Annotated in this window: 13 protein-coding genes; 9 read left to right on the top strand and 4 right to left on the bottom strand. The window is 59.7% G+C overall.

Features of this window, described 5'->3' with window-relative positions; genetic code table 11:
• Window positions 1-133: 133 nt before the first annotated feature.
• Window positions 134-1,759 (top strand): alpha-glucoside-specific PTS transporter subunit IIBC, encoded by a 1,626-nt coding sequence (locus ACMPH2_RS09295; RefSeq protein WP_072499961.1) that lies wholly within the window; start codon window positions 134-136, stop codon window positions 1,757-1,759.
• Between the two features lie 124 nt (window positions 1,760-1,883).
• Window positions 1,884-2,702, top strand: a complete 819-nt coding sequence (locus ACMPH2_RS09300; protein ID WP_234946872.1) for an HAD hydrolase family protein — start codon at window positions 1,884-1,886, stop codon at window positions 2,700-2,702.
• A gap of 309 nt (window positions 2,703-3,011) precedes the next feature.
• Here ACMPH2_RS09300 and argC read toward each other — a convergent pair whose 3' ends face one another.
• A complete protein-coding gene (gene argC, locus ACMPH2_RS09305) occupies window positions 3,012-3,935 on the bottom strand; it encodes an N-acetyl-gamma-glutamyl-phosphate reductase (protein ID WP_417119286.1) in 924 nt (307 codons plus the stop codon).
• A gap of 152 nt (window positions 3,936-4,087) precedes the next feature.
• On the opposite strand from argC, the gene ACMPH2_RS09740 reads away from it, so the two are divergent.
• From ACMPH2_RS09740 to ACMPH2_RS09330, 5 genes are all read left to right on the top strand, one after another.
• The gene (locus ACMPH2_RS09740) at window positions 4,088-4,243 is read left to right on the top strand and encodes a type II toxin-antitoxin system YafQ family toxin (RefSeq protein WP_327196100.1); all 156 of its coding nucleotides are present in this window, start codon (window positions 4,088-4,090) and stop codon (window positions 4,241-4,243) included.
• Window positions 4,244-4,441: 198 nt separating this feature from the next.
• Window positions 4,442-5,359: a helix-turn-helix domain-containing protein gene (locus ACMPH2_RS09315; RefSeq protein ID WP_072499958.1), complete on the top strand. Its 918-nt coding sequence runs from the start codon at window positions 4,442-4,444 to the stop codon at window positions 5,357-5,359.
• 130 nt (window positions 5,360-5,489) lie between these two features.
• On the top strand, window positions 5,490-7,139 hold the full coding sequence (locus ACMPH2_RS09320; RefSeq protein WP_062529469.1) for an ATP-binding cassette domain-containing protein: 1,650 nt from the start codon (window positions 5,490-5,492) through the stop codon (window positions 7,137-7,139).
• 608 nt (window positions 7,140-7,747) lie between these two features.
• The gene (locus ACMPH2_RS09325) at window positions 7,748-8,341 is read left to right on the top strand and encodes an IS3 family transposase (RefSeq protein ID WP_417119287.1); all 594 of its coding nucleotides are present in this window, start codon (window positions 7,748-7,750) and stop codon (window positions 8,339-8,341) included.
• A gap of 82 nt (window positions 8,342-8,423) precedes the next feature.
• On the top strand, window positions 8,424-8,570 hold the full coding sequence (locus ACMPH2_RS09330) for a hypothetical protein (RefSeq protein WP_303132817.1): 147 nt from the start codon (window positions 8,424-8,426) through the stop codon (window positions 8,568-8,570).
• Between the two features lie 91 nt (window positions 8,571-8,661).
• Here the strand turns inward: ACMPH2_RS09330 and ACMPH2_RS09335 are convergent, their stop codons facing one another.
• Genes ACMPH2_RS09335 through ACMPH2_RS09345 form a run of 3 tightly spaced genes read right to left on the bottom strand, consistent with a single transcriptional unit; the run spans window position 8,662 to window position 10,750 of the window.
• A complete protein-coding gene (locus tag ACMPH2_RS09335; RefSeq protein WP_417119288.1) occupies window positions 8,662-9,633 on the bottom strand; it encodes a TlpA disulfide reductase family protein in 972 nt (323 codons plus the stop codon).
• Window positions 9,634-9,657: 24 nt separating this feature from the next.
• Window positions 9,658-10,581, bottom strand: coding sequence for a 4Fe-4S binding protein (locus tag ACMPH2_RS09340; protein ID WP_417119289.1), 924 nt, complete (start codon window positions 10,579-10,581; stop codon window positions 9,658-9,660).
• Window positions 10,574-10,750, bottom strand: a complete 177-nt coding sequence (locus ACMPH2_RS09345; protein ID WP_050796577.1) for a CD1871A family CXXC motif-containing protein — start codon at window positions 10,748-10,750, stop codon at window positions 10,574-10,576. Before ACMPH2_RS09345 ends, ACMPH2_RS09340 begins: the two co-directional genes overlap by 8 nt.
• Before the next feature lie 61 nt (window positions 10,751-10,811).
• On the opposite strand from ACMPH2_RS09345, the gene ACMPH2_RS09350 reads away from it, so the two are divergent.
• Both ACMPH2_RS09350 and ACMPH2_RS09355 read left to right on the top strand, forming a co-directional pair.
• Complete coding sequence (locus ACMPH2_RS09350; protein ID WP_417119290.1) at window positions 10,812-11,483, top strand: response regulator transcription factor; 672 nt, start codon at window positions 10,812-10,814, stop codon at window positions 11,481-11,483.
• Entirely contained in the window at window positions 11,484-12,614 is a 1,131-nt protein-coding gene (locus ACMPH2_RS09355) for a HAMP domain-containing sensor histidine kinase (RefSeq protein ID WP_417119291.1), read from the top strand.
• Window positions 12,615-13,090: the final 476 nt, after the last annotated feature.

The raw sequence follows: 13,090 nt of genomic DNA on the forward strand, positions 1-13,090 counted from the left end.
GGGATAGGTGCCAAAAAATATGACTTGTTTGAATAACATGTCCAAGAAGCTGCTATACTTGTTCAAACAAGATGACCGAAGAGGTCGGTCACGGGGCAGCATCGAGCTCGCACTCAGAGGAGGGACACGCGCCATGATGCAGAAGATCCAGAAGTTTGGCGGGGCGATGTTCACGCCAGTTCTGCTGTTTGCCTTCGCGGGCATTGTCGTGGGACTGGGAACCCTATTTACCACAGAGGTAATTGTGGGGCCGATAGCGGCCAAGGGTACCACCTGGTACAACGTATGGAGCGTGATCTTGGCCGGAGGTTGGACCGTCTTCAACCAGCTCCCGCTGCTCTTTGCCATCGCCCTGCCCATTGGTCTTGCCCGCAAGCAGAGCGGTCGCTGCTGCATGGAGGTCCTCGTCTCGTACCTCACATTCAACTACTTCGTAAATGCTATCCTAACTGCTTGGGGTCCGGCCTTGGGCGTCGACTTCACCGCCGAGGTCGGAAACGCCTCTGGTTTGGCGACGATAGGCGGCATCAAGACGCTGGACATGGGCATGGTTGGAGCCCTGCTCATCTCTGGGGTGGTCATCAGCCTGCACAACAAGTACTTTGACACCGAGCTTCCTGAGTGGCTGGGCGTGTTCTCGGGCTCCACCTTCGTCTACATGGTCGCCTTCTTTGCTATGCTCCCCTGCGCCATCATCTCTGTGCTGCTGTGGCCCAAGGTGCAGGTTGGCATGCATGTGTTTCAGGGTGTCATCATGAGTGCGGGCACCTGGGGGGTCACGATCTTCGTCTTCCTCGAGCGGCTGCTCATCCCCTTCGGCCTCCACCACCTGCTCTATGCCCCGTTCTACTACGACAACGTGGCCGTCAATGGGGGTATCTACGCGGAGTGGGCCAAGGCCTTGCCCCAGCTCGCTGCCTCTACCGCCTCCCTCAAGGAGCTCGCTCCTTGGGGCGCCATCACTGCGACGGGTTGGTCCAAGATCTTCGGTATGCCCGGCGTCGCCGCAGCGTTCTATGTCACGGCGAAGAAGTCCAATCGTAAGAAGCTCCTTGCCCTTTTGATCCCGATCACCATCACTGCTGTCCTGTGCGGCGTGACCGAGCCCATTGAGTTTACCTTCCTCTTCGTCGCGCCCCCGCTGTTTGCTGTCCACGCCCTGCTCGCGTCTTTGCTCTCGACCTGCATGAACCTAATCGGCATCGTGGGCGTGTTCTCGGGCGGACTCATCGAGATGGCGTCGTTCAACTTCATACCGCTTGCTGCCTCGCATGGCCTCACGTACCTGATGGCCATTCCCGTCGGCCTTGCCTTCACGGCCATCTACTTCTTTATCTTCCGTTTCCTTATTCTGAAGTTTGACTTCAAGACTCCTGGCCGTGAGGAAAACGAGGAGATAAAGTTCGGCTCCAAGAAGGAGTTCCGCAAGGCACATGGGATGGCGCAGTCTGTCGGCTCCGAGGACGCCGACGAGGCCGGCTCTTCCGCACCCGACATCGACACGAGCGACGAGAAGATGGTTCTTGCCGCGAACATCCTTGACCTCTTGGGTGGCGTGGACAATATCGTGGACGTCACCAACTGCGTCACACGCCTGCGCGTGAACGTGAAGGACGAGACCAAGGTAGCCGAGGACAAGGACTTCAAGTCCATCGGCACCATGGGCATCTCCAAGAACGGCAAGGCCATGCAGGTGATCATCGGTCTCAGCGTGACGAAGGTCCGCGAGCGCTTCGACAAGCTCGTCGGCAACGACTAGGGATTTGCTTGTCCCGAGGGTGTAAGCTTCCACCGGGGTCCCGTGCGGCTGTCGTGGGTCCCCGGTGGTTAATCGGTTGCAACGTCCGCCTCGCGTCGGGGCGGCTACTGAGATGGGGAGTGTCATGGCACAACCAGGCAAAGCGACGGTCTTCTTCGACATCGACGGAACCCTTGGGTGGACCGATCCCAACAAGCGCGATGCGCTGCCCGAGTGGGAGAGGGGCCTGTCGCCCACGCCCAGTCCGCGCGTCGCCGCAGCCATCCGCAGCCTGGTCGCCCGTGGCAACCACGCGTTTCTGTGCTCCGGGCGCTCGCCTGTGGGTATCCACCCCGACCTGGCCTCATTGCCGTTCAGTGGCATCATTGCGTTGGCGGGCGCCTACGTGACGATGGGCGATAAGGTGTTGCGCGATCGCCCCCTGTCGGCCGACGTCCTCGCCCACATCGACCGGGTCCTGGCTGCAGGTGGCTACGGCGCGCTGATAGAGTCCGCCCACGGTGCCGTCGAGCTGCGCGGAGGAGCTTTGGGCAGGCGCTCCGGCACGCCAGACACGATGGACGAGGCAATCGGACAGCTCCCGGATGGCTGTGCCTACAAGCTGGTCATCCGCAGTTCCGCCGCAGACGAGCTCGTCGCTGACCCCCAGCTGGGTTCCCAGCTGGTCGCCAGTCGCCTCGAGATGCAGAACTCCGAGGTCGGCCTCGCGTGCAATACCAAGAAGGCCGGCATCAAGGCGGTCCTCTCACATCTTGGTGATGACGTAGGAGTGACCTATGGCTTCGGTGACTCGGAGAACGACCTCACGCTCTTCTCTGAGGTGGACGTGAGCGTGGCCATGGGCAACGCCATCCCCGAGGTCAAGCGCCTCGCGGACTACGTCACCGATTCGGTGTCGGAAGACGGGGTAGCCTCGGGCCTCGAGCACCTGCAGCTCGTGTGAGCCTGGCTGGCAGGGGACCGCAGCGGGTCGCTGAGCTTGCTGCGGTTTGCTGCGCCACCTGTCGAGCGGTCGCGCCAATCCGGCCACAAATCCGGCCATCAATCCGGCCAAATGGGTACGCTAGCCCAAGATTTGACCGGATTTCCTGGAGGTGTGCATGGACGCTACTCGGCTCGCTAGCCTACCGCCTAGCTGCCCACCGACCGCTCGACTGAGGGACGTCCCCTGTTGTTCTTCAAGCTTTGGGGGTTGCCCTTCGGGGGCAGGGAGCGCGGAGCCAGATGCGGTGCCGACTACCGGGCCTGCGGGCTACTCCAGGCCGGTTGTCTCGTCGAGGCCGAGCGCGATGTTCATGTTCTGTACGGCTGCGCCCGCAGCCCCCTTGCCCAGGTTGTCGAAGAGTGCCGTCACGCTGATGCGCTCCGCGTTTCCGCAGACGGTGATGCGCAGCCGATTGGTGCCGACGAGCTCGTTCGCGTGGATCGTGGGAGGCGTGGGGTCAAACGGCATGACGCTCACGAAGTACTGGTCCGCGTAGTATCCTCGTAGCTCCTCGCAGACCTCCCTCGCGCTTGGCGCGCCCTTAAGCAGACGACTGTGCAGCATGATGGTGGTGGCCATGCCCTGACGGTAGTCATCGACGACGGGCACGAGCACGGAGGGCTGGTCAAGGCCGCAGACCCTCTGCACCTCGGGCAGGTGTTTGTGTGCGAGGTCGAGGCCGTAGAGGCCGGGAGCGTCGAGGGCGTCGTCGCGCCCGTCCTCCTCGTAGCGGGCGATCATACGCTTGCCCCCGCCCGAGTAACCCGTGAGGGAGAAGCAGCAGAGGGGATAGTCGGTGGGCAGGATACCCATGCGGACGAGCGGCGCTGCGACAGAGACGAGGCCGGTGGCATGGCAGCCCGGGCTGGCGATGCGCCTGCTCGAGGCGATGGCGCGACGCTGTCCCAGAGAGAGTTCGGGAAAGCCGTAGACCCACCCGTTGGCGGTGCGGTGTGCCGTGGATGCGTCGATGATGCAGACGTCGGGGTTCTCGACGAGCGAGACCGCCTGGCGTGCCCCCTCGTCGGGTAGGCATAAAAAGACGATGTCAGCATCGTTCAGGAATTTGCGGCGCTCCTTAACTTCATGACGCCTCTCATCGCTGATGCGTAGCAGCCTGAGATCCTCGCGCGCCTCGATGCGGCCGTGGATCTGAAGTCCTGTGGTGCCGCTCTGGCCATCGATATACACCTTGGTCCTGCTATGATGGTGGAGGAGCTGCTTGCCGATATATAACATAAGACCAACTACACAATTTCGGGATGATTTTAAGCGCCTGAAAAAGCGTGGCTTTGATATTTCTTTGTTGACCGATTATTAAAAAGCTAGCTGCGGGGAAGCCGTTGCCGGAAACGAACAGGGATCACCAACTTTCCGGGGACTATGTGGGGTATCGTGAGTGCCGCATTACGCCAGATTGGTTGCTAATCTACGAAACGGACAGAGACGAGCTGGTTTTATATCTTACCCGGACGGGATCACATAGCGATTTATTTTAGAGGATCCTCCCGGTTTTTGATGGACATGGGTTCTCGGCGCCAACGCAGTGCAAGAACATAGGATGACAACCCATGGGGCCGGTGATGGCGTCTGCACCGGTGTCTACCGAGAGGGGCGACGGAGACCGGCCTGACAGCATCGCGGCACAGCACCTGCCTGAAGCACACAGGGCATCAGGGCTACGATAGGCGGTAGCAATGGAAGACAACAACTCGCTGGGAAGCACCATTCGTCTGCTCAGAAAGGAGAGGCACCTCACGCAGGAAGAGCTTGCCGAGGGCATATGCTCGCCCGTTACCGTCTCGCGCGTCGAGACCGGAAGGCAGATGCCCACGAAGGCCGTGCTCGATGGCCTGCTCTCTCGTCTTGGGGCCAGCACCTACCAGCTCTGCGACGTCTACTACAAAAACGAGCGCGACAGCGAGTTCGCACGGGCTGCCAAGCGCACCAGGGCCCTGCTGCACCGTGGGAGATCGGACGAGGCGCGCGAGCTGCTTGACTCCATGGACGAGTCGTCTCGCGAGAGGCCAAGCTACCGGCAGCTCTACCTCATGCTGAACGCATCTACGCTCATCACGATAGATGGCAGCGAGCTGGGCCGAGCGCTCGACCTGCTCGACCAAGCCATCAGGCTGACCAAGCCGACACTGAGGCTCGATGACTTCAGGCACACGCTGCTGTCTCCGACGGAAGCCGAGTGCATAGGCCTCATGGTCCCGACACTGTGCTACCTGGGACGGCATGCCGATGCGTCACGTCTTGGCGAGGAGCTCATCGAGTCGATGGACAACCAGGACAATGGCACGCAGGACTGGGCCGACGACAAGATTGGCTGCGAGCTCAACCTTGCGCTGAGCCTCGAGCAGGAGGGGCGCTACGTCGAGTCCCTCCGCTACATCGAGCGCGCCCACAGCGAGGCTCTTGACGAGGGGATTCTCACATACATGCCCGTGATTCTCTACGCGGAGGCGCGCGTCAGGTATCGCGAGGGGCAAAGGGACGAGGCCTTGGGCATCCTTAGGCACATCGCCCCGTACATGGACCTCACAGGGCAGCATGAGCACGCTGCCGCCGTACGGAACTGGGTCCAGGAGAACATGGGCGTGAGGCTCTGACGCGAACGCCCGCACCCCGCCATCGTTGTGACATAGCGTCTCGCGAACGTCCAAATATACATCATTCGATATGGAGTCACGCCGCCATCCCTGCGATGATGCACGTGTCATCGTAAGGAGGCACATCAGTATGCGAGGAATGCGGTACATACGAAAGCACATCGGCACCAGGGGGCTTGCCTGCTTCTGCGTGGTCGATTTTCTCTTCTGCTTGTCATCGATGGGCATAGCGCTCCTGCTCAGCGCCCTGCTTGACGCCGCCACAGCCGCCGTGGCCGTTGGGGACGTCTCTCCGGTGGTGCGCCTAGCCCTCACATCGTGCCTGTACGCACTGGTGCTTGGAGCCCTGAGACTTGCCTCCGACGCCCTGAGGGCGCTCATCGTCAGGGACGCCATGGTCAACATTCGCGAGGGGGCGGCGCGCGGGATGATAGCGGGCGCGTCGTGCGGTCGCGTCTGCGACAGCGCAGAGCAGCTGACCGTCCTCGGCCAGAACATGGACGTGCTCGAGAACGACTGCATCACAGGCTCCCTGGGCATTCTGGAGTCCGTCTTCCAGATCACCATAGGCTGCATCATGCTCGTGCTGATCAACCCGCTCGTCGCGCTGATCTCCCTTGCGGGCATGGCTCTGCCGACGTTGGTCCCACAGCTCTTCGGGAAGCGCCTGTCCTGTCAGCAACAGCAGGTTGTCGAGGATGCTAAAAGCTATAATGGGCGCGTGCGCGACACCGCACAAGGGGGCGAAGTCATACGATCGTTTCATGTGGAGCAACATGTGCTCGACAAGCTGAGTGGGATGATTGGCCGCTACCAGAGGCATAAGGCCGACCTCAACATGACGATGGCGTGCGCTCGAAGCCTCGCAAGCGTCGTTGGCATCGCGATGCAGTTCTGCATCATGGGCATGACGGGCGTGTTCGCGATATGGGGCTACGTGACCATTGGCAGCATCGTTGCCGTCACGCAGCTCTCGGGCAGCGTCATCTCCCCTGCGACGGAGCTGTCAGACAAGATCAGCAAGCTCAAGTCGACCTATCCCATCCTCGACAGGCTCGACAAGCCGAGCGACACGCCGGGTGCCAGGCAAGAGATCGCGGTGTGCGAGCCGAGGCGCTCCATCGAGCTCGACGACGTGAGCTTCTCGTACGGCGATACGGACCCGGCCGAAGGCAGACTCTCCAATGCGCCCACGACCCTGCGCAACTGCTCGAAGCGCTTCGACGCTGGCAAGAAGTATGCCATCGTGGGCAAGAGCGGCTGTGGCAAGTCAACCTTGTTGGAGCTCTTGGGCGGATCCTTACGCCCCAGCTCAGGTCATGTGCTCGTAGATGGCAGGGCAGGCTGTGTCCCCGATGCGGCCTGGGTGCACCAGAACGTCTTTTTATTTGATGACACGCTGCGCGAGAACATAGGGCTTGGAGGGACGTTCACGGACGAACAAATAGGGAGCGCCCTGCGCCTTGCCGGCCTTGACGAGGTGATCGCCGCGCTGCCCGACGGGCTGGACACACCGGTCGGGGAGGGCGGGGGGCGCCTCTCTGGTGGGGAACGCCAGCGCGTGGCCATAGCCCGCGCCCTGCTCTACGGCAAGACGACGCTGCTCGTGGACGAGGCGACCTCGGCCTTAGACAAGGAGACTGCCGCACGGGTTGAGGACACGCTGCTGGCGCTCGACGGGGTGACCCTGATAGCCGTGACGCATCAGCTGGATGCGGAGCATGCCGCGCGCTATGACGAGGTGCTCGAGATGAAAGACGGTCGTCTTGCAGCCATGTAGCTGACCAGCTTTACCCCGGCAGGTGACCTGGATCCAATGGTTGCGGCCATCAATATCGTACACTTTTGCCCCATATCGTGGTGGTATAGCTGCATTCATGCAATTTGTGTACACTGTTTTCAAGCATGACTGACGCCGCGCTGTGAACATCACCATCGATGGGCTGGCTGCCCTGCGGCTGATCAGCGCGGTACGAGCACAACGGATCGAGGACCTTGGTCCCGAGGTGCTCTCCCTGCGCACGGGCCTCTCTGCCCCTGTCTTTGCCGAGGGCAAACGCTGGTCTGCCAAGCGTCTCTCAGCGGCCTTGACGCGCTTTGGGGACCTCTGCCCTTTTCCCACAAAACGACCACTCGACATCGCGGTTCCCGCCAAGGACAAACGCCTGCGCATCTCTGGGATCAAGAGCCGCGTATACGGACACCCACTTCCCAAGAACGCTTTCGTCGATCTTGGCTGCGGCGTCTCTGCGGCAGGGCCCGAGCTTTTGTTTGTCGAGATGGGCGCCTTTATGCAACCCGCAGTCCAGCTTATGCTGGGCCTCGAGCTCTGCGGTCGCTTCTCTCGCGATCCCATGGACCCGCGCGATGGTGAGGTGAGTTTCAACATTGAACCCGCGACCACGCCAGAGGCCATCCTCTCAAGACCTCATCAGGCGCGACTTCACGGCCCCGGTGCCTACCGTCAAGCTCTGCGGGGACATCACCTGCCTGCGCACGGGCGAGGGCTGGCTCTACCTGGCAACCGTGATCGACCTTGCCACCCGTATGGTCGTGAGCTGGTCGATGTCCGAGCGCATGACGGCCGACATCGTCGTTGCCGCCTTGGGAAACGCCAAGGGGCGCGGATATGTGGCCAAAAACGCCGTATTCCACTCCGACAGGGGTTCCCAGTACACCAGCCGAATGCTTTTGGACTGGGCCGAAGAAAACAACGTAAGGCTCTCATGCTCTAGGACCGGCAACTGCCACGACAACGCGGTGGCAGAATCCTTCTTTGCGACGTTGAAGAACGAGATGTATTACAGACGCAGCTTCAAGACCAGGGCCGATGCTAGGCGGGCGGTTTTCAACTACATCGAGGTTTTCTACAACCGCAGAAGACCCCATTCGACGATGGGCTACCAGGTACCCGGCGAGCTCATGGATACCTTCTTCGCGAGGACCGCCCCGGGCTGGGGGAAGCTGCCCATAGCAGCGTGAAATCCCCCACTTTCCCGTGTCCGAAATCTTGGCACAGGTCATTCCGAACATCCTGACAAGAACTGCCGAGGAGAGCGACCAGGTGCTCCTGCTGAGCGGAAAGAACATCCGCATCGAGTGCCTTGACGGTAGCCTGCAATGCGGGCACGACGGGGGCGACGGGCCAGAGCTACCCATTGACCTGGTCATCCTGCCTCAGCGCGTCAGAATCTTTGCTCTGAGGGGATAGTGCGGGAGTATCTAGACAACAGTGCGGCTGCGCGGTGGTGTGCCACGCAGCCGCAGATGCTAAGCTCATTGCGTTATATTGTCGTCGAACCCTACTTTGCGCTGTTTGCAATCGCCTGATCAATCAGCTTGTCCAGTGCCTCTCGCTGCGCAGCAGACGTGATTGCGCCTGCGATTGGCTCTCCCACGATGTTGCCTTTGCTATCAACAACGTAGGTAGTCGGGAAGGAAAAGAGCCCCGAGACAAGCTTGCCTGCATCGCTATCCGTCTTGAACCAGACGTTTTTGTATGTAATACCCTTCTTCGATAGGACATCCTTAGCGTCCGATATCTCACCCTGGTTGCCGTCGAGCGTAAAAGAGTTAACACCTACTACCTGGCCGCCCTTTTCGGCAAGCTTCTTGTGAAGCGCCTCCAGCTCTCCAAGCTCTTCCACGCACGGCTTGCAGCTGGTAAACCAGAAGTTCATCACAGTCACCTTGCTCTTTGAGAAAAGCTCATCGCTGCTTACGTCGTTGCCATCGAGATCTTTGCCCTTAAAGCTGGGGAACTTGGTGGACTTACTTGTATCGCCTGTCATTCCCGCGCTCGACGCATCAACACTATCGCCTGATTCAGGTGCTTTTACGCAGTCGGGGAACTTCTTTTTGAGCGCCGTAAGTTTATCCTCAATCTTTTTGATCTGCTCGGCCCCTGTCTTAAGCACGTTGAACTCGTCAGTCGAGAACTTATCCTTGGCACTTTCCACAGTAGAAAGCAGGAACTCACCGTAATTTGAGCCGTTCCCTATCATCGAGGAATCCTTGTTTGCCTCAGCAAATACCTTTTCCCACAGCTCCTTGTCGCTTGAGAAAATGTCGTTTTCCTTTTGCATGAGCCTGTTGTACAGATCGGTCGCTTCCTCGGCGTTCTTTGGCTCCTCTGCAATAAAGGCCTCGATGTCCGCATCGCTTCCTGCTGGCTTTCCCTTATCAGCTCCGGGCGTCGAGCAGGCTGCAAGACACAACACCAGCGCAGACATCACCAGTGCGACTGCAATCTTTGGTAGCTTCATAACACTCATAACTTTCCTCCGTTTTCTTAAAACCTAAATCTTTGCTTTTACGTGCTGCTTCTCCTCGCGTGGTTGAGAAGACTGCTTGTCCGGCAGGCTTAAGCCGTAGCGAAACTTAACGGCACCAACGGGACAGGCGCTTACGCACTTGCCGCAGCGAATACACTCGGCATGGTCGGGCGACCGCGTGACATCAACGTCCATCTTGCACACCCTTGCGCACCTGCCGCACGAGACGCACTTATGCTGGTCAACGCGCATCCCTAGCAGGGACACCTTATTCATGAGCGCGTACCATGCGCCAAGTGGACAGATCCATTTGCAAAAAGGACGATAGAAGAGCACGCTTAGCACAACCACCATCACCAAGATGATGAGCTTCCAAGTAAACAGCCGGCCTAAAGCAGAGCGTATGCCGGCGTTAACGATAGACAGCGGGATTGCGCCCTCAAGCACCCCCTGCGGACAAACGTACTTGCAAAAGAAGGGGTCGCCCATTCCCATATCGTTTACGACCAGCGCGGGAAGCAAAACTACAGCAAGCAGCAGCACGGCGTACTTCACATACCTGAGCGGCTTGAGCTTTTTTGTCGATAGCTTCTTGCCGGGAATCTTATGCAGCAGCTCCTGCAACCAGCCAAACGGACACAAAAACCCACATACGAAGCGTCCCAGCAGCACGCCGATTAAAATCAGCGTTCCCGTCACGTAATAGGAAAAGTTGAACTTTGAGGAACCCACCACCGCCTGAAACGAGCCTATGGGACACGCGCCCGAGGCCGCCGGACACGAATAGCAGTTGAGGCCAGGCATGCAGACCGTTTTGCCCGCACCCTGATAGATGCCGCCCCTGACGAAATTGGGCAGGTGGACATTGGTGAGCAACGTCGCCGCCGCTTGCACCCAAGAGCGAAAACGGCTCAAAAGATGTGAGGCGGAGTTTTTTTTCTTATCCAATTCCGATACACTCCAAGCATAATCTGATAGCCTTAGCCAACACGGCGTCTGCCTCGCCGCGCATAACGCCAAAGCACACCATGGTTATCCCGATGACCAGCAAGGCAAGCTGAGCTATGGGTTTTATTGCTTTGAACAATTTGGTTGCTCCTTTCACCTTGCGTACCATTGGACCATACTGGCCATAAAATCTTTGTTAAGCGTGAAAAGACCTGCACGAGGAAAGTGTCATGCGTATTTTGGTTGTCGAAGACGAGCGGGTGCTGTGCGACGCGATTGCGCGCAGCCTGCGAAATCTTGCCTATAGCGTTGATTGCAGCTACGACGGGCGCCAGGCCTTAGAAACACTTGCTGTCGAGAGCTTTGACCTTGTCGTGCTCGACCTCAACCTTCCCCATGCCGACGGCATGACCGTGCTCAAAACCCTTAGGAAAGATGACCGAGAGACCAAGGTGCTCATCTTGTCAGCCCGCTGCGAGGTCGCCGACAAGGTGGCGGGCCTGGACGCAGGGGCCAACGACTATCTGACCAAGCCGTTTCATCTGGATGAGCTCGCGGCGCGGATTCGCAGCCTGACGCTCAGGCGCTTTACACAAGACGATGTCGTGCTGACTTGCGGAAGTCTTTGCTTCAACACCAAGTTGCGCATGGCGACCGTCGGCGATGAGGTCTTGTCTCTGACCCGCAAGGAAATGGGAATCCTAGAGTATCTCATGCTCAACCAGGGGCGCCCGATAAGTCAGGAGGAGCTCATCGAGCATGTGTGGGACGGGAGCGTGAACAGCTTTAGCAATTCGGTGAGGGTACACATCTCGTCGCTCAGGAAAAAGCTGCGCTGCGCCTTGGGGCACGACCCCATCCGCAACCGCATTGGAGAGGGCTATGTAATGGAGGAGGTCTAAGTGAAGCGACTCTCGCTGCAATGGCGCATTACGCTGATGACGGCGCTGGTTTTGTGTCTGACCTGCGTGCTCATGAATTGCCTGATCGGCTACTTAGGCATGCGCTCCATGGAGTCGATTGGCATCGGCCTGACAGCCCGCGACGACATCAACGGGGGCGACCCCACGTCGTTTGACCCGGCGAATGAGGAGATAGACCACGAGCTCACGATCGTCGTGAGCGATGCGCAGGGGTCCTTTAGCACGGCCAGCTGGTGCATAACGGCAGCAATGACGCTGTTTGGAGGCATCCTGGCGTATTTTGTAAGCGGATGTGCACTCAGGCCGCTGAGGTCCTTTGCGACTCAGGTCGAAAACGTGCGACCCGACAATCTGGCTGACATGAAGATCACCGAGGATGTACCGTCGGAGCTTGGGCGTTGCAGCGCATCATTCAACGACATGATCGACCGCCTTGACGAGGGTTTTGCCGCGCAGCGGCAGTTCACGGGCAACGCCGCGCACGAGCTACGGACGCCGCTGGCGCTGATGCAGGCCCAAATCGAGCTGTTTTGCTCCGAGCATCCCGACGCGCAGCCCGACACGGCTAGCCTGCTCGGCTCGTTGCAGGAGCAGACCGAGCGAATGTCTCAGATGACAAGGACACTGCTCGAGATGAGCGAACTTTGCAGCGTCTCCCGCAACGACATCATCGAACTTGCACCGATGGTCGAGGAGGTTCTTACCGACCTTTCCCCCCTTGCCGAGCAAAGGGGCATCGCCCTCACATGTGATGGAGAAGCCCAGGTGCCTGGCAGCGACACCCTGCTGTATCGCATGCTGTTCAACCTGACCGAAAACGCCATACGATACAGCCGCTCCGATTCCACCGTCAGCGTCTCCGTCTGCGCGAAGGACGACCGCGCTCTCGTGCGAGTGGAAGACAGCGGACCTGGGATACCCAGCCAGTACCAAAAGAGCGTCTTTCAGCCCTTCTTCCGTATCGACACGTCGCGTAGCAGGACATATGGCGGAGTTGGCCTCGGCCTTTCTCTGGTCTGGGAAATCGTCGCCCTTCACGGCGGCACGATAGAGGTGGAAAAGAGCTCCGAGAACGGGACCACCATGCTTGTAACACTTCCACGTAGGTAAGTGCTGCTACATGGCAATCGCACCCGATGGTTGCCGAAGCAGGTAGACGCTTGGCATGTGCCAACAGCGTGCAAATTCCGCTTTGTCAAAATAACGGAAGTATTTTAATATTTACTTTCGTAAAAGAATAGGAATTAGCATTAAATCCTCTGGGAGGGGTGTGCGGACGATTTCCTGGACCGCCCAGACGGCCGGCCCCGGACGCCTCCGACGCTCGCCCGGCGTCTCCCAGACCCGGCGCCCGCCCCCGCGGCAGCGCCTCGACCGCCCCTCCCGATAGCATCGCAGCCAGCCGTCGGGCCTCCCCGCGGGCTCCTCCGCCGTGGCCCCGCCCCAGTCCCCGCCGCGGAGGAGCCCGTCCCCCGGCAGGCCGAAGGAGCCCCCGGCGGGGGCGTTGCCGGGGCTCCCCCCCCTGCGGGACGTCGAGCGGGCCGGCCCGCGCTCGGCGCAGGCGGACTCCCGGCCCGGCCACCGGT

Origin of the sequence: Olsenella phocaeensis (genome assembly GCF_048189965.1) — a bacterium.
Taxonomy (GTDB): Bacteria; Actinomycetota; Coriobacteriia; order Coriobacteriales; family Atopobiaceae; genus Olsenella_I; species Olsenella_I phocaeensis.